The sequence below is a fragment of the Candidatus Accumulibacter sp. ACC007 genome (assembly GCF_907163205.1).
Classification (GTDB): domain Bacteria; phylum Pseudomonadota; class Gammaproteobacteria; order Burkholderiales; family Rhodocyclaceae; genus Accumulibacter; species Accumulibacter regalis.
The window spans coordinates 289,276-309,109 of sequence record NZ_CAJQUD010000006.1 but is presented as its reverse complement, the minus strand read 5'-3'; the positions used below and the strand labels follow the sequence as shown (position 1 = coordinate 309,109).

The 19,834-nt window shown below is 65.2% G+C and carries 11 protein-coding genes, 1 tRNA gene, 1 pseudogene and 1 riboswitch; of the genes and pseudogenes, 5 read left to right on the top strand and 8 right to left on the bottom strand.

Going from position 1 to position 19,834, the window contains the following annotated elements:
* Positions 1-172: 172 nt before the first annotated feature.
* Both QZ634_RS15215 and QZ634_RS15210 read right to left on the bottom strand, forming a co-directional pair.
* On the bottom strand, positions 173-2,020 hold the full coding sequence (locus tag QZ634_RS15215; RefSeq protein ID WP_291989779.1) for a glutamine--tRNA ligase/YqeY domain fusion protein: 1,848 nt from the start codon (positions 2,018-2,020) through the stop codon (positions 173-175).
* Positions 2,021-2,052: 32 nt separating this feature from the next.
* The gene (locus tag QZ634_RS15210) at positions 2,053-2,514 is read right to left on the bottom strand and encodes a type II toxin-antitoxin system RatA family toxin (protein WP_291989777.1); all 462 of its coding nucleotides are present in this window, start codon (positions 2,512-2,514) and stop codon (positions 2,053-2,055) included.
* 304 nt (positions 2,515-2,818) lie between these two features.
* Positions 2,819-2,900: riboswitch (SAM riboswitch) on the top strand.
* Positions 2,901-2,962: 62 nt separating this feature from the next.
* Here QZ634_RS15210 and metH point away from each other — a divergent pair.
* Entirely contained in the window at positions 2,963-6,670 is a 3,708-nt protein-coding gene (gene metH, locus QZ634_RS15205; protein ID WP_291989775.1) for a methionine synthase, read from the top strand.
* A 76-nt stretch (positions 6,671-6,746) separates the two neighbouring features.
* Positions 6,747-7,766, top strand: coding sequence for a UDP-N-acetylmuramate dehydrogenase (gene murB / locus QZ634_RS15200; protein ID WP_291989773.1), 1,020 nt, complete (start codon positions 6,747-6,749; stop codon positions 7,764-7,766).
* A gap of 54 nt (positions 7,767-7,820) precedes the next feature.
* On the opposite strand, the gene QZ634_RS15195 is transcribed toward murB, so the two are convergent.
* The 3 genes from QZ634_RS15195 to QZ634_RS15185 are packed head-to-tail and all read right to left on the bottom strand — an operon-like array spanning position 7,821 to position 9,652.
* Positions 7,821-8,300 (bottom strand): hypothetical protein, encoded by a 480-nt coding sequence (locus QZ634_RS15195; RefSeq protein WP_291989771.1) that lies wholly within the window; start codon positions 8,298-8,300, stop codon positions 7,821-7,823.
* Positions 8,301-8,359: 59 nt separating this feature from the next.
* Positions 8,360-9,304, bottom strand: a complete 945-nt coding sequence (locus QZ634_RS15190) for a pseudouridine synthase (protein WP_291989769.1) — start codon at positions 9,302-9,304, stop codon at positions 8,360-8,362.
* A 3-nt stretch (positions 9,305-9,307) separates the two neighbouring features.
* Positions 9,308-9,652: an FKBP-type peptidyl-prolyl cis-trans isomerase gene (locus QZ634_RS15185; RefSeq protein ID WP_291865568.1), complete on the bottom strand. Its 345-nt coding sequence runs from the start codon at positions 9,650-9,652 to the stop codon at positions 9,308-9,310.
* A gap of 229 nt (positions 9,653-9,881) precedes the next feature.
* On the opposite strand from QZ634_RS15185, the gene QZ634_RS15180 reads away from it, so the two are divergent.
* Together QZ634_RS15180 and QZ634_RS15175 are read left to right on the top strand one after the other, a co-directional pair.
* Complete coding sequence (locus QZ634_RS15180) at positions 9,882-10,994, top strand: HD domain-containing phosphohydrolase (protein WP_291989767.1); 1,113 nt, start codon at positions 9,882-9,884, stop codon at positions 10,992-10,994.
* Positions 10,991-11,272 (top strand): annotated as a pseudogene (locus tag QZ634_RS15175) (ThiF family adenylyltransferase); the annotation flags it as partial. The gene QZ634_RS15180 and the pseudogene QZ634_RS15175, both read left to right, overlap by 4 nt.
* 980 nt (positions 11,273-12,252) lie before the next feature.
* On the opposite strand, the gene QZ634_RS15170 reads toward QZ634_RS15175, so the two are convergent.
* A complete protein-coding gene (locus tag QZ634_RS15170) occupies positions 12,253-14,040 on the bottom strand; it encodes a GGDEF domain-containing protein (RefSeq protein WP_291989766.1) in 1,788 nt (595 codons plus the stop codon).
* A 260-nt stretch (positions 14,041-14,300) separates the two neighbouring features.
* Between QZ634_RS15170 and QZ634_RS15165 the strand changes: the two genes are divergently transcribed.
* Positions 14,301-14,374: transfer RNA gene (locus QZ634_RS15165), tRNA-Thr, on the top strand.
* A 77-nt stretch (positions 14,375-14,451) separates the two neighbouring features.
* On the opposite strand, the gene QZ634_RS15160 is transcribed toward QZ634_RS15165, so the two are convergent.
* Together QZ634_RS15160 and QZ634_RS15155 are read right to left on the bottom strand one after the other, a co-directional pair.
* Positions 14,452-17,541: a PAS domain S-box protein gene (locus tag QZ634_RS15160; RefSeq protein ID WP_291989964.1), complete on the bottom strand. Its 3,090-nt coding sequence runs from the start codon at positions 17,539-17,541 to the stop codon at positions 14,452-14,454.
* Positions 17,542-17,611: 70 nt separating this feature from the next.
* Complete coding sequence (locus tag QZ634_RS15155; RefSeq protein WP_291989764.1) at positions 17,612-19,690, bottom strand: molybdopterin oxidoreductase family protein; 2,079 nt, start codon at positions 19,688-19,690, stop codon at positions 17,612-17,614.
* Between the last annotated feature and the right edge of the window lie 144 nt (positions 19,691-19,834).

Sequence of the window (19,834 nt, the reverse complement as noted above, 5' to 3'; positions counted from 1 at the left end):
GCTCCTCGCAGTGACGGCCACGCGGCGCGGCGCCAGGGGTCTCGCCTGGAGCCGGGCATCGGACTTGGACCGTCATTGCGAGCGCAGCGAAGCAATCCAGGGAGTGGCAATGGCCGCCGTTCCCCACCGCGGGTACGCGCGGCTTCTCCCGCGCGCCGCCAAACGGAACTCCCTACTTGCGCGCGCCGCCCTTTGCCGACCAGGAATCCCTGAGCGTCACCGTGCGGTTGAAGACCGGCGCGCCAGGCTGCGAGTCGAGGCGATCGGCGACGAAATAGCCGTGCCGTTCGAACTGGAAGTACTCTTCGGGCTGAACGCCCTTCAGCGAGGGTTCGAGCCAGGCCTGGATGACGCGCATGCTGTCCGGATTCAGGTCGGCGCGGAAATCGCGCTCGACGCCTTCGGGGTCACCGTCGCGCCTGGCGCCCGGTGACGGAACGGCGAACAGCCGGTCGTACAGGCGCACTTCGGCGGGACAGGCCTCGGCCACCGAAATCCAGTGCAGGTTGCCCTTGACCTTGTAGGCGTCGGCGCCGGGCGTGCCGCTCTTCGAATCGGCGAAGTATTCGCAATGGACGGCGCTGACGACACCGCTTTCGTCACAGTCGAAGCCGGTGCATTTGACGACATAGCCGTAGCGCAGGCGGGCCATGTTGCCCGGGTAGAGGCGGTGGTAACCCTTGCTCGGCTGCGCCATGAAGTCCTCGCGCTCGATCCACAGCTCTCGGCCAAAGGGCATCGCGCGCTTGCCGGTTTCCGGCTTCAGCGGGTGGTTGGGCGCAAAGCGCTCCTCGCTTTCTCCGGCCGGGTAGTTGTCGATGACGAGCTTGAGCGGATCGAGCACTGCGACGCGGCGTTCGGCCGCTTCGTTGAGCACTTCGCGCATGCAGTCCTCGAGCAGCGAGTACTCGATCAGCGAGTCCGATTTCGAAACGCCGACGCGCTCGGCAAAGAGGCGAAAACCGGCCGCCGGGTAGCCCCGCCGGCGGGCGCCGACCAGCGTCGGCAAACGTGGGTCGTCCCAGCCGCTCACGTGCCTTTCCTCGACCAGCTGGATCAGCTTGCGCTTCGAGAGGACGATGTAAGTCAGGTTGAGTCGCGAAAACTCGATCTGCTGCGGCAGCGGCCGCTGCAACAGCCCGCCTTCGGCCAGCCGCTCGAGCAGCCAGTCATAGAAAGGTCGCTGGTCGGCGAACTCGAGCGTGCAGATCGAGTGGCTGATGTTCTCGAGCGCATCTTCGATCGGATGCGCGTAGGTGTACATCGGATAGACGCACCAGCGGTCGCCGGTGTTGTGATGGCTGGCGTGACGAATGCGGTAGATCGCCGGATCGCGCAGGTTGATGTTCCCGGCCGCCATGTCGATACGCGCGCGCAGGATGTGCGCGCCGTCGGGGAACTCACCCTTCTGCATGCGCTTGAAGAGGTCCATGCTTTCGTCGGCACTGCGCTGGCGGAACGGCGAATCGGCGCCGGCTTCGGTGAGCGTGCCGCGGCTGGCGCGCATTTCCTCGGCGCTCTGGCTATCGACGTAGGCGTGGCCGCTGCTGATCAGGTATTCGGCGAAGGCGACCATCCAGTCGAAGTAGTTGGACGCGAAATAGAGGTTGCACTCGCTGTCGGCCGACCCTTCGACAAGCGGGCCTTCCCAGGAAAAGCCGAGCCAATGCACGGCATCGATGATCGAATCGACGTATTCCTGCTCTTCCTTCTCGGGGTTGGTGTCGTCGAAACGCAGGTGGCAGCGACCGCCGTAGTCCTGCGCCAGCCCGAAGTTCAGGCAGATCGACTTGGCGTGGCCGAAGTGCAGATAGCCGTTCGGCTCGGGCGGAAAGCGCGTGCGGATCCTGGCCGGGTCGAGTTCACCGGCGAGTTGCTGCGCGGCCGGCCCGGGCTGGCCCGACCATCGGCGCGCCACGTGCTTTCCGGCAGCAAGATCGGCTTCGATGAGGTTGCGAATGAAGTTGGTGCTGGCGACTGCGGGGATGCTCGCCGAATGACTGCTGGGCTCCTGGCTCACGGGGAAATCCTTGATTCGATAAGCCTCGCATTTTACCCGCCCGGGCCGGCGCCACCGCCGCTTTTCGCGGCCAGGGCGTGCGCTCGCGCTTCGAAGGCGCTGACCATGCCGGCGGCCATCGGCACGACCATGAGCTGGATCACCGGCATCAGGAACAGGGAGCGGGTCTCGCAGTCGAGCGCGAAGTCGACGTGGCAGCGATCATCGGCGAGTGGCGTGAAGGCCCAGAGGATACCGAAGTGAGCAAACGAGCGATCGTTGGAACGAACGCTGATCCGGTGCGGGCGGTCGAGTTCGGTGCGCGTGCGGAAGCGATGCAGCAGCAGCCCGAGCGCCAGGCTCTGCTCGGTTTCGTAGGCCGCCTCTTCGCGGCGAACGATCCTCGCCTCGCAGACCAGCGGCACGAACTCGGGGTAGCGTTCGACATCGGCGACGACATCGAACAGGCACTCGGCGGGGAGCGCAATGGCGCGACTTTCGCGATGGGTTGCCATGGGCTGCTGCCTCCTGATTGCCGTTTCACTGCTCGCCGTCCTGATCGGATGCTTGCAGCGCAGGGCGCAGAATCACGCGCTGAGTACGGGGGCCTGGCGACGCCGCGCATGCGGAACAGCACCGATCATAGCAATCACTGGCCTTTTGCGCGCAGTAGGATTGCCGCCGGGACGCGCCCGATACGGCCCGGCTTTTCCCGCTGGTGCGCGTAGCAGGCGCCTGATCGGCTTCGCGAAGGGGGAAAACCGCTGGCTTGACAAGCTTTTCCCCGACGGGTAGATTCGCCTCCTGCCCGCGCTAGCATGCCGGGTTCGCGCCGATTTGACGTAAACAGATTGCGGGCGCGTTAAAAATACCGCTAAAGCGAAGCCCAGATCAGAACCCGTCGAGCTTTGCGCCGACGGGTTTTTTGTTTTGCAGCGCCGCACCAGTAGACAAGGAATAGCCATGCAGCCGGACCGTACCGCCGAACTCAAAGCCTGCCTCGAAAGGAAGATTCTCGTTCTCGACGGCGCCATGGGCACGATGATCCAGCGCCATCGGCTGCAGGAAGCGGATTACCGCGGCAGCCGCTTCGCCGCGCATGCGCACGACCTGAAAGGCAACAACGACCTCCTCGTGCTCACCCAGCCCGATCTGATCCGCGCGATTCACGCCGAGTATCTGACGGCGGGCGCCGACATCATCGAAACCAACACCTTCAACTCGACCAGCGTCTCGCAGGCCGACTACCACCTCGAAGCGATCGTCCACGAGCTGAACGTCGCCGGCGCCCAGCTCGCACGCTCGGTTTGCGACGAGTTCACCGCCCGCGACCCGAGCCGGCCACGCTTCGTCGCCGGCGGCCTCGGACCGACGTCGCGTACGGCGTCGATCTCACCGGACGTCAACGACCCGGGCTACCGCAACACCAGCTTCGACGAACTGGTGGACACCTACAGCGAAGCCGTGCGCGGACTTTGCGAGGGCGGCGTGGACATCATCCTGGTCGAGACGGTGTTCGACACGCTGAACGCCAAGGCCGCGCTGTTTGCCGTCGAGCAGTACTTCGAGCAGGTGGGACGACGCTGGCCGGTGATGATCTCGGGAACGATCACCGACGCCTCGGGGCGGACGCTTTCCGGGCAGACTGCCGAGGCTTTCTGGAACTCGCTGAACCACGTTCGGCCGCTGAGTTTCGGTCTGAACTGCGCGCTCGGCGCCGCTGAGTTGCGCCAGTACGTGGAAGAGTTGTCGCGCATTTGCGACTGCTTCATCTCCGCGTATCCCAATGCCGGGCTGCCGAACGCGTTTGGCGGCTACGACGAGACGCCGGAGCAGCTCGCCGCGGAAGTTTCCGACTGGGCCCGGCAGGGCTTCGTGAATATCGTCGGCGGCTGCTGCGGCACCTCGCCCGAACACATCGCGGCGATCAGCAAGGGCGTCAGCGGCGTCAAGCCGCGTGCCGTGCCGCAAGTCGAGCAGAAACTGCGCCTCTCCGGGCTCGAACCCTTCAACGTCGGCAAGGCCTCGCTGTTCGTCAATGTCGGCGAACGGACCAACGTCACCGGCTCGAAGGCCTTCGCACGGATGATTCTCGAAGGCCGCTTCGACGATGCGCTGGCCGTCGCCCGCCAGCAGGTCGAGAACGGCGCGCAGGTCATCGACATCAACATGGACGAGGCGATGCTCGACTCGAAGGCGGCGATGGAGCGCTTCCTGAAACTGATCGCCAGCGAGCCGGACATCTCACGCGTACCGATCATGATCGACTCGTCGAAATGGGAGGTCATCGAGGCCGGCCTCAAGTGCATCCAGGGCAAGGGCATCGTCAACTCGATCTCGATGAAGGAGGGCGAGGCCGGATTCCTGCGTCAGGCGCGGCTGGCAAGACGCTACGGCGCGGCGGTCGTGGTGATGGCCTTCGACGAAAGCGGCCAGGCCGACACCTACGCGCGCAAGACCGAAATCTGCGCGCGCGCCTACCGGCTGCTCACCGAGCAGGCGGCATTTCCGCCCGAGGACATCATCTTCGATCCGAACATCTTCGCCATCGCCACCGGCATCGAGGAGCACAACAACTACGCCGTCGACTTCATCGAGGCGTGCCAATGGATCCGCGCCAATCTGCCGGGTGCGCAGATCTCGGGAGGCGTCTCCAACGTCTCCTTCTCGTTCCGTGGCAACGACGCGGTGCGCGAGGCGATCCACACCGTCTTCCTCTATCACGCGGTCAACGCCGGCCTGTCGATGGGCATCGTCAACGCCGGCATGCTCGGCGTCTACGACGACCTCGACCCGGCGCTGCGCGACAAGGTCGAGGACGTGGTCCTCAACCGTAGCCCGGCAGCCGGTGAAGCGCTGGTCGAGTTTGCGCTGACCGTCAAGGAGGGCAAGGCCAAAGATACCGGCCCCGATCTCAGCTGGCGTGAGCTGCCGGTCGAGCAGCGCCTGACGCACGCGCTGGTCAAGGGCATCAACAACTTCGTCGTCGACGACACCGAAGAATGCCGTGCGGCGCTCGAAGCCGCGGGCAAACCGCCGCTGTCGGTGATCGAGGGACCGCTGATGAACGGCATGAACGTCGTCGGCGACCTCTTCGGCGCCGGCAAGATGTTCCTGCCGCAGGTGGTCAAGTCGGCGCGGGTGATGAAACAGGCGGTCGCCCACCTGATCCCCTATATCGAAGCCGAGAAGCTGCGTACCGGGGTGAGCAGCAAGGGCAAGATCGTCGTCGCCACGGTCAAGGGCGACGTGCACGACATCGGCAAGAACATCGTCGGCGTCGTGCTCGGCTGCAATGGCTACGACGTCGTCGACCTCGGGGTGATGGTCTCCTGCGACAAGATCCTGCACGCGGCCAGGGAACACGGCGCGCAGGCGGTCGGGCTGTCCGGCCTGATCACCCCGTCGCTCGAGGAGATGACTCACGTCGCCGCCGAAATGCAGCGCCTGGGCTTTGCCGACGGCGCTGATGGCAGCCCGCCGGTGCCTCTGCTGATCGGCGGCGCGACGACCAGCCGCGCGCATACGGCGATCAAGATCGCGCCGAGCTACAGCGGGCCGGTGATCTACGTCCCCGACGCCTCGCGCGCCGTCGGTGTCGTCACCCAGCTGCTGTCGATCGACCACGCCGCCAGCTTCAAGAGCGAGGTCGCCGCCGACTATGAAAAACTGCGCGCACAGCACGCCAACAAGAAGGGAGTCCAGCTGGTCAGCCTGGCGGCGGCGCGCGACAACCGTTTCAAGGCTGACCCTGACGCGGCTTACCGGCCGCTCGCGCCGAGCAAACCGGGGCTGCACGTGCTGCGCGACATCGATCTGGCAACGCTCGCCGAGTTCATCGACTGGGGACCGTTCTTCCAGACCTGGGATCTGGCCGGCAGCTTCCCGAAGATCCTCGACGACCCGCTGGTGGGCGAAACGGCGCGCGAAGTCTATGCCGACGCGCAGAAGATGCTGCACACGATCATCGCCGAGAAATGGCTGAGCGCCAACGCCGTCTTCGGCCTGTTCCCGGCCAACGCCGTCGGTGACGACATCGAGATCTACGCCGACGAAGCGCGCCGCGAGAAGTTGATGAGCTGGCACAATCTGCGCCAGCAACAGGAGCGCCCGACGGGCAAACCCCACTACTGCCTGAGCGATTTCGTCGCCGAGCGCGGCACGCCAGACTGGCTGGGCGCGTTTGCCGTCGGCGCCGGCTTCGGCATCGAAGGCAAGCTCGCCGAATTCGCCGCGGCGCACGACGACTACCGCGCGATCATCCTGAAAGCGCTTGCCGACCGCCTCGCCGAGGCCTGTGCCGAATGGTTGCACGCGCAGGTACGGCGCGACTACTGGGGCTACGCGAGCGATGAGACGCTCGACCGCGACGCGCTGATCCGCGAGGACTACCGCGGCACTCGGCCAGCGCCCGGCTACCCGGCGTGCCCCGACCACACTGCCAAGCGCGCGCTCTTCGCGCTGCTCGACGCGCCGGCCAACGCCGGCATGGGGCTGACCGAGAATTTCGCGATGACGCCGGCGGCGGCGGTGGCCGGCTTCTATCTGGCGCACCCCCAGGCACGCTACTTTGCCGTCGGCAAGATCGCGCGCGACCAGCTCGAAGACTGGGCGGCGCGCGCCGGCTTCAGCGTCGCCGAAGCCGAACGCTGGCTGGCCCCCCTGCTCTAGGCAAGCGGGCAGGCGACCAGGCAGGCGACGAAAGGGAGGCCGCAAGCTGAGCGCGCAGGATCTGCCCGACTTCGTCGTGCGCGACGTCGACCTCGGCGCACGGACGACGCTGCGCTTGCCGGGGCGGGCGGCGTTCTTCGCCGAGATCGACGCCGGCGCGCAACTGGCAGCGCTCGCCGGCCATCACCGCCGACGCCGCTTCGTCCTCGGTGCGGGCAGCAACGTGGTGCTCACCGGCGACTTCGACGGCCTGCTCCTGCACATGGCAATTCGCGGTCGCCAGCTGATCGGCGAAGACGACGACGCCTGGTACGTGCGTGCCGGTGCCGGCGAGAACTGGCACCAGCTGGTGCTGTGGACGCTGGCCAGGGGCTGGCCCGGTCTCGAGAACCTGGCGCTGATTCCCGGCACGGTCGGCGCTGCACCGATCCAGAATATCGGCGCCTATGGGCTGGAAGTCGGCGAGCGCCTGCACGCCGTCGAAGCCATCGACATGCTCACCGGCAGGGCCCTGCGCCTCGGTCGCGACGACTGCCGCTTGGCCTACCGTGACAGCGTTTTCAAGCAGGAAGGATGGCACCTGAGCGGGCAACGCGTGATCACCCGGGTGACCTTCCGTCTGCCGAAAGCGTGGCAGCCGCTGCTCGCCTACCGCGAACTCGCCGCCGAAATCGAACGGCAGCAGATCAGCAACCCGCCCGGCGCCTGCACGCCCGAGCAAATCGCCGCGGCGGTGATCGGCGTCCGCAGCCGCAAGCTTCCCGACCCGGCGACACTGCCGAACGCCGGCAGCTTCTTCCACAACCCGGTGGTCAGCGCGTCTGTCGCCGCAAGCCTGGCCATTGCGCATCCCGATCTGCCGCGCTACCCGCAGCAGGACGGCCGCGTCAAACTCGCCGCCGGCTGGCTGATCGAGCACAGCGGCTGGAAAGGCAGGGATCTGGGCCGCGCCGGGATGTACGCGCAGCAGGCGCTGGTACTGGTCAATCACGGCGGTGCACGCGGCGCCGACGTGCTGGCGCTGGCGCATGCCGTTCAGGCCGCCGTACGCGAACGCTTCGCCGTCGAGCTCGTACCGGAGCCGGTTCTTCTCTGAGCGCTGCCTGCCGATCAGACGGCGTTCACCGGCGGCCGGTCGAGATCGCCGCGTTCACACCGGCAGGACGCTGCCACAAAGTTCGATGAACTCGTCGCCCTGAAAGCAGGCGCCGACGGTGTGCTCTTCATCCCAGAGCGTGCTGTAGGCCAACTCGGTGCTCGCCTTGCCATCCAGCGACGAGACCGTAACGGCGACCAGCGACACCGCCCCCCACACCTGACTGGCGTCCGCCAGCCTGGGGAAAGCGGCACTCGCTTCGCTCAGCTCGCCCCGCGCCAGAGATTCCGCATACGGGCCGTAATGCTCCAGCAGCGCCTGTTCGATGGTTGGCCGCCAGCCGGCAAAGCGCGTGGCGACTTCTCGCGCCGCCTGTAAGGCCTGTGCGTCAGGCTCGTTGCGCGTCCCGGAGACCGCCAGCGGGACGCTTTCGTCGGCGCCAAGGCTGATCGAGCCGCGCCAGTGGCCGCGCGAGCGCACGAGCTCGCCAAGCTGCGGATCGCTAAAGGGCGCCGATTTGAAAAGATCAAACATGGGTTATTGCTCCCTACTGACCAAGTTGACAAGGACTATCGCCGCACACTGCCGAAGCCTCAAAATACCTCGTCCGGGCGCAGGAATCGCCATTGCCCGAGCGGCAGGTCGGCGAGTCTGACGGCGCCGATGCGCACGCGCTTGAGGCCACGGACGCGCAAGCCGACCAGCTCGCACATGCGCCGGATCTGACGCTTGCGTCCCTCGCGGAGCACGAAGCGCAGCTGATCGTCGTTCAGCCACTCGACCTTGGCCGGCTTCAGTGGCCGCTCGTCGAGGCTGAGGCCATGATTCAAAAGCGCCAGGCCCTTGCCGTCAAGCTGGCCCTCGACGCGAACCAGATACTCCTTGTCGACGCTGCTATCCTGGCCGATCAGGTGGCGCGCGACGCGACCATCCTGGGTCAGCACAAGCAGGCCGGTCGAATCGATATCAAGACGGCCGGCAGGCGCCAGACCCTTGAGGCATGAAGGATGAAACAGGGGCGTGTCCGGCGTGCACAGCTGATTTTCGGGCTGAACCAGCGTCACCGCGGGCGTGAAACCGGGCTCCGGCTGCCCGGAAACGTAGCCCATCGGCTTGTGCAGCAGGATCGTCATGCGGCTTTGCTGGCATGCCTGCGCCTGCTTGTCGAGGACGATCACCGCCGACGGGTCGGCGCGGGTGCCGAGTTCGCTGACCCGCCGCCCATCGACGAAAACCCAGCCGCGCGCGATATATTCGTCGGCGTTGCGCCGCGAACACAGGCCGCGCTCGGCCATCAGCTTGGAAATACGAACGCCCGCTTGCGGAGCCTTGCTGCTTGCTGCAGCGGGCCCGGCCGACGCGGGCGACGGGCCCGCCGCGGAGCGAGTCGACGCAGCCGACGAGACCGAGCCTGCCGGAATCCGGCGTACCACCCTTGCCGGCTTGACATCGGCCGCTGGCGGCGGGCGGGAAGCCGGCACCGCCGCTGCCCCGGTTCCCGGGGCTACGCTCTGCGGCTTGCGTGGCCGATCGGCCATGAATCAGGCGATGTCCAGCAACTCGATCTCGAAGGTGATCTTGGCGTGCGGCGGAATCAGGCTGCCGGCACCGCGCGCACCGTAGGCGAGATCGGCCGGAATGATCAGCCGGCGGATGCCGCCCACGCACATTCCCGGGACACCTTCTTCCCAGCCGGCGATCACGTGTTTTCCGTCCAGCGGAAAGCGGAAGGGTTCGTTGCGGTCCACGCTCGAGTCAAATTTCGTGCCGTCGGCAAGCCAGCCCGTGTAATGCACGATGACGTGCTGGCCAGAGCAGGCGACCGGTCCACTACCGGCGATAATGTCCTCAATCTGGAGACCGCTGGGGGTGGTGACAATGGGCATCGGAGATCCTCGTAAACGAAAAAAAGCGCAGTGTAGCCCAGCATCCCGCCAAAAGGGCCATTTCGGCGCATTATGCCAAGAGCCTCCGGCTCCCTGAAAGCGCATCCCTACGACATATTCGTTGGCGGACGCAGGAGCACGGGGGTGAAGCCCCATTAATAATATGGATACCTTCGCCGAGCAGGCGATCCGGTAAAATGCACGAAACGATCAGCCAGGGATTCGAACGATGGACGCATCGACGCTTAGTGAGCCAGTTGTCACCGACCAGGAAGCCCTGCAGGAGTTCATCGACATCCTGTGGGAGTACGCGCCAACGATCGAACGCGACGTTGCGCGCCTGCGGAACCATCCCACTGAACGCGCGGTCGTCGGCAACCTGTTCCGCACACTGCACAATATCAAGGGCGACGCCGCACTCTGCAGGGTCGAAGTCGGGGTGGCCATCGTGCATCCGATGGAGTCGGTTCTCGTGCGCGTGCGCAACGGCGAGCTCCCGTTCACCGATGCCATTGCCGAAACCATCCTGTTGACGGTCGATCGCCTGGAGCTGGCGGTTGAACGGCTGTCCTCCGGGCAGACACTCGACGGCCTGCAGCTTCAACTCCTGGTCGAAGGGCTGGAAAAACTGGCCGTGGCAACGCCATCCGGACTTGACGCGTGTGTCGCCGAAGTGATCGAAGCGGTAACCGGCAGCCGCCCGGTCGCGGTCCCGCTCCCGGTCATGGTCAGCGAAACGAAACGCGGCAAGGGCGATGGCTCCAGGTCGCAGGCCGCCGACGACCTGCTTTTCTTTCTGACGCTCGCCAATCAGTTCGAAATGCGTTCACCGCGTTTCGAGGGCCGTACCATGCGCATCCTGCGCCTGGCACTGGAAACCAATCAGATGGCCGGCGACCCGATTGACCCGGTGCAACTTGAAGCCGCTATCTACATGCACGACATCGGCATGATGTTTCTTCCCGAATCCGTGTGGCTCAGGGCCAGTGCGCTGACCACCGCGGAGCAACGCATCATGCGCGCGCACCCGGAACACGCAGCCGGCCTGCTGTCGCGCATGGGCGGCTGGTCAGCCGCCGCCGAGATGGTCGCGCAGCACCATGAAATGCCGGACGGCAAGGGTTACCCGGGCGGCCTGAAAGGGGCAAGCATCTGCCCCGGCGCCAAGGTGCTGGCCATCGTCGATGCTTTCGAGGCGGTGATGTTGAAGCACGCCGAGCGTGGCCGCAAACGTTCCCTGCTGCGCGCCATCGCCGAAATCAACGCCTGCGACCAACAGTTCGCGCCGGAGTGGATCGAGCCTTTCAACCAGGTGATACGGCGCGCCGCTGACACCCGATGACTGACCAAGGGGCGGCCGATCTGGAGCGCCGCTTCGCGGGTATTGCGCGCCTGTACGGTCCGGCCGCACTGCAGCGCTTCCAGCGCGCTCATGTCGCCGTCGTCGGCGTCGGCGGCGTCGGTTCGTGGGCTGCCGAAGCACTGGCGCGGTCGGCCATCGGCAGGATCACGCTGATCGATCTGGACATGGTCGCCGAGTCCAACGTCAACCGCCAGGTACACGCACTCGACGGCGAGTTCGGCAAGGCCAAGGTCAGCGCCATGGCGCAGCGCATCCAGGATAAGCGCACGGTCAGCGATCGGGATTGTGACGGAGAAGCACTCGATGTGTTCTGGGCTTTCGATATGGCTCGGATCGACGGGCGACAGGCCGGTCCCGTGATGATGCGCGCTCGTTGCGATACTCGCGTCTGAATGGGTGGGGTCATGACTCGCGCTTCGTGGTTCGAAGTATCGCAATTCTTTAGTTAAAAGCGAGATTCTTTTTTTCTTTCCTGCTTCGCGTCTCTCTGCCTTTAGTCTCACTACGTGCACCCGACCTCCAAGAGTTTGTGAATTCTCTGGTCGTTATATCCCTATTTTTTTTTATTTTTAGGACTCTTCAACTAATATCGGTCAGTCATATCTCTCTGGGCCATAGTCACGACGGGTGGTACTGGCTTTCTACCCAATCCTACCCATTGTTCATCTCTCTTCACGTGATCGGTTGAGTGTATTGTGTTATTGGCTATCATTTAGAGGATACGCGCTCCCCAATCATCTATCTCTTAGACACCCCCGCTTCTGAGTTGAGAACTCTTGCCGCGTGTGTGTTCCGTGTGATGTTGGATTAGCCTTTGTTGCCGTTTTGTTCTTTCGCGTTTTGACGATTTAGCGATTCGCTATCCGAAGCGCCACGGCGGGCGAGCAAGCACGACGTCATCGGATCTGACAACTGCGCAGGTACGGTTCGTCGCGTCTGCGTCAACGCACCTCGGCTGTGGTGCCGGCACGTGTTTCCGTGACTCAGGGTTCGCGATTTTTTCTTTGTGGCCAACGAGAGGGTGGGAGGGTCGTCCCGCGCGCGCGGCGACCGGGCAAGCCTGAGGCGCAGAGTCGTAGCGCGGGAGCCGGCGTCGGCTGCGGCCGAGGTTGTCTCGTCAGTGACTGCCCATAGTTAGTATTTCGCTGGATAGTTGCTACTCCGGCATGTCGTTGGCGGCGATTATTATTTTAGTTCCGTCGTCCGGCATGCTGTTTTGTGTGGATACGATGTTTTTTTAGTGGGATTGTGTTTTGGTGTGTAGGTGTATTCTTGCCACCTCTGTGTGTAGAATCTGCGGACGGGTATTGCGACCCGCGCTGAAGGTGATCAGCTGCCGGTTGTTGTTGTGCAGGAAAATACGCCGGGTCAGCTCACGTTGCAGGCGAACCAGCGCCGTCTGCGCGTCCTCGAGCGGCGTATCGGGGAGCAGGATGATGAACTCCTCGCCACCGAAGCGGGCGACCGTATCCTGCGGACGCATCGTCTCGCGAATGACCGTCGTCAGGTGGATCAGCGCGGCGTCACCGGCGTCGTGTCCGAGGCTGTCGTTGAGCTTCTTGAAGTTGTCGATGTCGAGCAAGGCGACGCAGAGGGTCGATTGGCGGCGCTGCGCGCGCGCCGTCTCCTTCTCGAACGCTTCTTCGAGACCGCGACGATTGAGGACGCCGGTAAGCTGGTCGTGACGAACCAGGGTGCTGGCCTTGTCGAGCTCGGCCTGCAATTCTCCGATGCGCTTCTCCGCGTCCTCGACGCTCTGTTTGGCATTGCGCAGCTCGTCACGCGAACGCTGCGCGTTGAGCTGGATGATCTGCGTCTCGCGGATCACTTCGGCGAGCACGTCTTCCAGCTCGGAGATGTCTTCGGCGTTACTGATGCGGTCGGCGCAGATTTCGATCTTGTCGTGATAGTCCGAAGTCGAATCGGCAAACTCGGCCAGGTGATCGACGAAACCGGCGAGCATCTGCTTGAGGCTTTCGCGCGCTTCGTTGAGGCTGTGCTTCAGCTGCCCCTGCTTGAAAATCACTTCCTTGAGCCGATTTTCGGCATCGCCGATCGAGCGGATGCTCAACGGGCCGGCGACGATATCGCGAACGATCTCGATCTGGCCGGCGAGCCAACGGTCCTCGACGACCAGCTCGCCAACGTTCTCGATCAACAACTGGAGCAGATTGAGCAGGCCCGCACGCAGCTCGACGCGGTCTTCGGCGAGGATTTCGAGGCGAAAAGCAAAGCGCTTGACGCTCGCCTGCAAGCCGTCCATCGCCGCGCGCGAGGTGGCCGTGCGAACCTTGTGCGCCAGTGCTTTCGCGTCGGCGACCAGCTCCGGCTCGTCATGAAGCTGCGACGGGATGAGCACTTCCAGCGTGTATGCGAAGATCTCGCTCAGCTCGGCCGACAACTCGGCAGCCTGCGCGCTGGTCTGCTGCGCTTTTGCCGCCGCGGCAAGGTCTGCCGTCGACGGCTTGGCCGGCGAGGCGGCAGTCGAAGTCGAAGTCGCCGCCTTGTCGTCCTCGACGAGGGGGATTTCCTCGGCCATCGGCGCATTCAGCGACCACGAGCGAACCAGCCCCTGCAGGCGAGTGAACAGCAGCTCGCTGTTGCCGGCAGCGCCGGCCAGTACCCGTTCCAGCGCCTCGCGCTTGCGGGCCACGGTGAGGCCCGCCTGCTTGCTCTCCCACTGCCGCAGGAAGTCGCCGAACAGCTCACTCCAGGGAAGATCCTGTTCCTTGCCGAGCTGCGCGAAGAACTCGCCCAAACCGCGTTTGAGCTCGTCCCAGGTCTTGCCCTTGAACGCCTGTTCGAAGCGCTTCAGCAACCTCTCCTGCGTCGGCTTTTCCTTCGGCAAGGCGCTCAGCAGCGCCTTCAGCTCACGCTCCGGAAACGGCGCCGCGGCGCCGGCCGGGGTCCCGCCGATCTCGTGGTAGAGCGCCCGATAGTTCTCGGGCGACGGCGGCAAGCGCCGGCTGGCCAACAGGCGAAAGGCTTCGCGGGCAATTTCCGACGGATTCGTGAGCGTTGGCATGGAGCTTCCATCAACAAGAGATACGGGTCGCGGCATTTTAGCAGCGCGCCCCCCGGGGAGAAAGCACGCCGGGCCGTGGAAGTTGCGACAGATCAAACACCTGGCGACGCGGCGCAGCGCTTCGCCCTGGCCACAGCGGCGCCTGGCCTGGCGCCCCGCCAGCCAGCACCCGGACACGCACGCTGGCCACTACGCAAGCACGTTGCTTCCTGGCGGAGGATTCCGATTCGGCTATAATCACGGCCTCGGCAGCCGTAGCCGCCTCCGTAGCATGAAGGTCGTGCAGTTGATTTGTAATCATCAGGTGTTGGTTCGATTCCGACCGGAGGCACCAGTAGAAAAAAGCGGTCAAGCCACCCTTCACGATGGCCTTTTTCCCGGGTCGCCGGCCTGTGGCCCCCAGACGGTCGATCAGCGCGGCAACTCGAGATGGAAGCACGCCCCCTGACCAGGCGCGCTTTCCGCCCACACCCGCCCACCCATGCGTTGCACGGCCTTGTGTACGATGGCCAGGCCGACGCCGGTGCCGGGATACTCCTCGGCGCGCTGCAGGCGTTGGAAGATCTCGAAGATGCGCTCGTGAAAGCGCATGTCAAAGCCGATACCGTTGTCCTTGAACGCCAGAATCACGGTCTCGTCGGTCTGGCTGGCGCTGATCACCAGGGTCGGCGGCCGACTCTTGCGGCTGAACTTGAGCGCGTTGTCGAGCAGATTGCGCAGCACCATGCTCAGCCCGTCCAGGTCGGCGCGAACACTCAGCCCCGATAGCGTCGCCACTTCGACGACCATGCCGCAGGCGTCGATGTCCGCACGTCGATTGTCCAGGCAGGCGCTCACCTGCTCCGACAAGACGAGCGCCTGGCTGTGCAGACTGCGCCGTTCGAGACGCGAATAGGCCAGCAGATCCTCGATCAGGCGGCCCATGTGCGCGACCCCGTCGCGTACGTTGTCGAGGAACAGGCGCCCCTCTGCGTCCAACTGGTCGTGGTAGGCGTCGAGCAAGAGGCGGCTATAGCCATCGATGCCGCGCAGTGGCGCCTTCAGATCGTGCGAGACGGAATAGGTGAAGGTCTGCAATTCCTTGTTGGCGGCGTCCAGTTCGGCAGTGCGCCGACGCACACGCTCCTCGAGATCGGTGTTCAGTTGCCGGATCTCGTCTTCCATGCGTCGACGCTCGCTGATGTCGCGAATCACCGCCAGCGGACCACCGTCGGGCATCCGCGTGGCGATCACGTCGGCGACGAAAGTCGAGCCATCCCTGCGCAGGAACTGCCATTCCCGCTGGTGATCGGCCTGGTCCTTGATGGCGTCAAGCGCCGGAGCGATGTGCGCTTGCTCGCCCGGCACAACAATGTCGGCGCAATGCCGACCGAGCAGATCCTCTCGCGGGTACCCGAGCATCCGGCAGATGGCTGCATTGCCATCGCGACAGTAGCCCTCCTGGTCGACGATGAGGATGCCGTCCGGCGCATACTCGAACAGGGTGCGATAGCGCGCCTCGCTGGCCGCCAGCGCCAGACGCGCCTGATGTTCGCTGCTGATGTCGCGAACGACGGCGATGAACGGACCGGCACTGGGCAAACGCGTGAGTCGCGCCTCGAAGCGGCGTACGCAGCCCGACAGCGGCAAGTCGTATTCGGTGGTCGCCAGCCCGCCGTGTTCGCCGACTTCCGCCATCCCGCACGCCAGCAGCTCGCCCACTTCGCCGGGCAAGACGTCCTGCAGGCGCTTGCCGAGAAAGGCTTCGGGCGGCAGGTAGAGATCGGCACTTTGCCGGGCACGGTAATCGCGGACGGTGCCGTCCGCATCGATCAGGAAGAAGAGATCGGGCAGGGCCTGGAAGACGGAGTCGAGTACCAGTTCCCCCTGCCGGGCTTTGGCCTCGGCCAGTTTGCGCTCGCTGATATCCTCGGAAAATATGACGATGCCGCCAATCGTTTCCTCGGCGGTGTGCCACGGCCGCACCTCCCAGCGCAGCCACTGAACGCGGCCATCGAAGCGCTCGAAACGCTCCTCATCGGCGCGCACCACTTCGCCCGCCAGCGCCCGGCGATGGACCTCCTTCCAGGCGTCGACGATCTCGGGGAATATTTCATAGTGCGAGCGGCCAACGATCTCGCAGTCTTCCAGCCCATAGTCGCTCAACCAGCGCTGGCTGACAGCCAGATAGCGCATGCGGGGGTCGAACATCGCCAGCGCGGCAGGCGCATGGTCGATGAACAGACGCAGTTGGGCTTCGCTCGCGCGCAGCGCCGCTTCGGCGAGCTTGCGTCGGTTGATGTCTTCGACGACCGATACGAAATACTTCGGCGTACCGTCATCGCGGCGCACCAGACTCACCGTCAGGTTTATCCACACCGCCGCGCCGGACTTGTGCAGGTAGCGCTTTTCAAGATCGTAAGTGTCCCGGCTCCCGGCCAGGACCTGATTGACCCGTTCGAGATCTGCGGCGAGGTCGTCGGGATGGGTGATCGCCTGAAAGCTCAGTTGCAGCATCTCGTCACGGCTGTAGCCGACGATGTCGCAGAGGCGCTGATTGACGTCCAGCCAGGAGCCGTCCGGGGCGACCCGGGCAATGCCGACAGCCGCTTGATCAAAGGTCGCACGCAGGGAATCCTCGCTCTCGCGCAGGGCCAGTGTACGTCGCGTCACCTGCCGACGCAGCAGAACGACGAAGGATGCGGCCAGCACCAGCGCAGCTGCAGCAGCGATCAAGGCCCACGCCACCCACTCCGGCCACTTGTCCGTTCCGGACCCGCCCAGCCAGCGGTCGAGCGACTGGTAGTAGACGCTGTCGCGTTTGTCGAGCAGCGCTGCGAGGTGGCGGTCGAGCGCCCCGATGATCGCCGGATCGGCGTCCGCCGGCGCGGCATAGCGGACCGAGATCGGGTTGAAGACGATGCCCGTGGACTCAACCTGGTAACGGGCCGAATGCAGCGTCCCGAAAACGCGGCTGACGATTCCGGCGTCGGCGTCACCGGCGGCGACCAGGGCCAGTACCTGCTCGTAGTTGTCGGCGGGAAGCGCAAGGATACGCACACCGAACTCGTCGAGCAGCTCGCGCAGCGCGTCGCTGTGAGTCGCACCTTCGACCAGCGCGACGCGCTTGTCCTGCAGGGCAAGCAGCGACTGGATCCTGCTCCCTGGCCTGGCGAAGACGACGCCCCAGTTGCCGAGCAGGGTCTGCCCGGTAAACTGGAATCGTTCGGCGCGTTCAGGGGTGTAGGCGATACCGGTCAGCAGGTCGATCTCGCCGCGCTCGAGCATGGCGAAGATCGCCTGCCACTCGTCGTGGACGAACTCCAGGCGCCAGCCCTCCTGCTGCGCGACGTAGTTCACGACGTCAACGGCGATGCCCTGCATTTGTCCGGACGAATCGTCGAAGGCGATCGGCGGATTGCTGCCCACGCCGACGCGCACGGTTCTTTGCTCGGCGTGCCCGGGCGCAGAGAAAACAGCGAGCAGCAGCGCCACGGCGAGAAGCACTGCGCGGTAACGCACGGCGATCAATGCGGCCGCTCCAGATAGGAGGTCGCAGCGTGGCCGGGCCGGCAAGCCATTCAATGACGCTTCAAAGCGCGGCAACCTCGACCAGGCAATCGTAGAAAGTGGCGCCGCCACCGATGTCGGTAAGCGCCTGGCTGGTCACTTCGTTGCAGTTGCGACCGTCGGGCGAAAGCTTGCGCCACCAGATCGAGGTGGCCATGGCCACGCCGGGCCGCACGCGGTCACTGACGACGGCGCGGGCGTGGAACTCGCCGCGCTGGTTGAAAATGCGCACCGGGCTATCGTCGGTGATGGCGCGTGTGGCCGCGTCGGCCGGATGAAGATGGATGGCCGGCGACTTTTCCTGCGCCAGGAAGCGCGCCGAGTTGGCGAAACTGGTGTTGAGAAAGTTGCGCGCCGGCGGGGTGATCAAGGCGAGCGGAAACTCGCTGGCCAGCGGGCTCTGCCGCCACTCGCGCGGGGCGATGAAATCGGGCAGCGGGTCGACGCCGACACTGGCCAGCGTCGCACTGTGGAACTCGCATTTTCCCGACGGAGTCGGGAAGCCGCCGTCGGCAAAGGGCGCTGCGCCGCGGGGCAGGTTCAGCCGGGCGTGCCCGTCGGCCTTGAGCTTGTCCCACGACAGCCCGGCCAGGCGCGGGTCGTTCCAGTCGAAGGCCTGGCGGCAGAGGTCTTCGTCGGAGTCGGCAAAGCACGCCTCGCTGAAACTCATCTCGCGCGCCAGGCGGCGGAACAGCTCGGTGTTCGACAGAGCCTCGCCAAGCGGCGGGATCGCCGGCTGATTGACCTGGACGTGCAGGTGCCCGTAGGACTTGTGGATGTCGAGCTGCTCCATGTGGCTGGTCGCCGGCAGGAGGATGTCGGCGTAGTCGGCGGTGTCGGTCTGGAAGAGATCATGGACCACAGTGAATAGATCGTCGCGGGCAAAGCCGCGCACGACCTCGGCCGAGTGCGGCGCGATGGCCACCGGATTGCTGTTGTAGACGAACAGCGCCTTGATCGGTGGCCGCGCGCGCAACAGATCCTGGCCGATGGTACTCATGTTGATCGTTCGCGGCGCCGGCCTGGGCATCAGATCCGGGCGTTCGAGGGCAGCGCTGTCCACCGGGTAGTTGCCCGAGCTGGAGAGCAGGATACCGCCGGCAGGGTGTCGCCAGGCGCCGGTGAGCGCCGGCAGGCAGGCCAGCGTGCGCAGCGCCATGCCGCCGCCGGCGGTGCGGTTGATGCCGTAGTTGGTACGTATCGCTGTTGGCGTCGTGCGGCCGTATGCGTGCGCGAGCTGCTCGACCTCGGCTTCTTCGATGCCACAGATCGCCGCTACCCGTGCCGGCGGGTATTGCCGAGCGCGTTGCTTGAGGGCGTCGAAGCCGAGCGTGTGCCGGGCGATGTAGTCGTGATCGAGAAGCTCGTCGCGGATCAGCACGTGCATCAGCCCGAGCGCCAGCGCGCTGTCGGTTCCGGGCAGCAGCGCGATGTGCTGGTCGCACTTGTCGGCGGTCGCCGTGCGGCAGGGATCGATGGCGATCAGACGTGCGCCACGTCGTTTCGCTTCCTGCGCCAGCCGCCAGAAGTGCAGGTTCGAGACGACGCTGTTGCTGCCCCAGATGATGATCAGGCGCGCATCGACGACGTTCTCGACGTCGAAACCGACGCTCGCACCGATGCTCGCGCGGTAGCCCATCGCGCCGGCGCTGGCGCAGATCGTGCGGTCGAGTTGGGCAGCGCCGAGACGGTGGAAGAAGCGGCGATCCATCGAGCCGTAGCCGAGCAGGCCGGAATTGCCGGCGTAGCTGTAGGGAACGATCGCCTCGGCGCCGTCGCTGGCGATGATCTGGCGATAGCGATCGGCGATCGTCGCCAGCGCCTGCGGCCAGGAGATGCGTTCGAAGCTCGCCCCGGGGCCCTTGCCGCCGACCCGGCGCAAGGGGTAGAGCAGGCGGTCCGGGTGATATATGCGCTCGGGGTAGAAGGCCACCTTGGTGCACAGCACGCCGGCGGTCGGCGCGTGATCGGCGGCGCCGGCGACCTTGACGACGCGGCCGTCGCAGACGCTCACTTCGAGCGCGCAGGTGTCCGGGCAATCGTGCGGGCAGGCACCGCGTACGCGGTGCGTGCCGGCGGCGGTGGAGGAGGGCGTGCTCATGGCGCGTCACCCGTGCTCTGGTTGCGATGCTGCGAAGATAGCAGCTTCCGGTGCTTTCCGGCAGCCTGCCGAGGCGAACATTTTCTGCCCTATGATGTCTGTGCAGGTCGGCAACCGCAAGGAAATTCCTGCCTGGCGACGCCC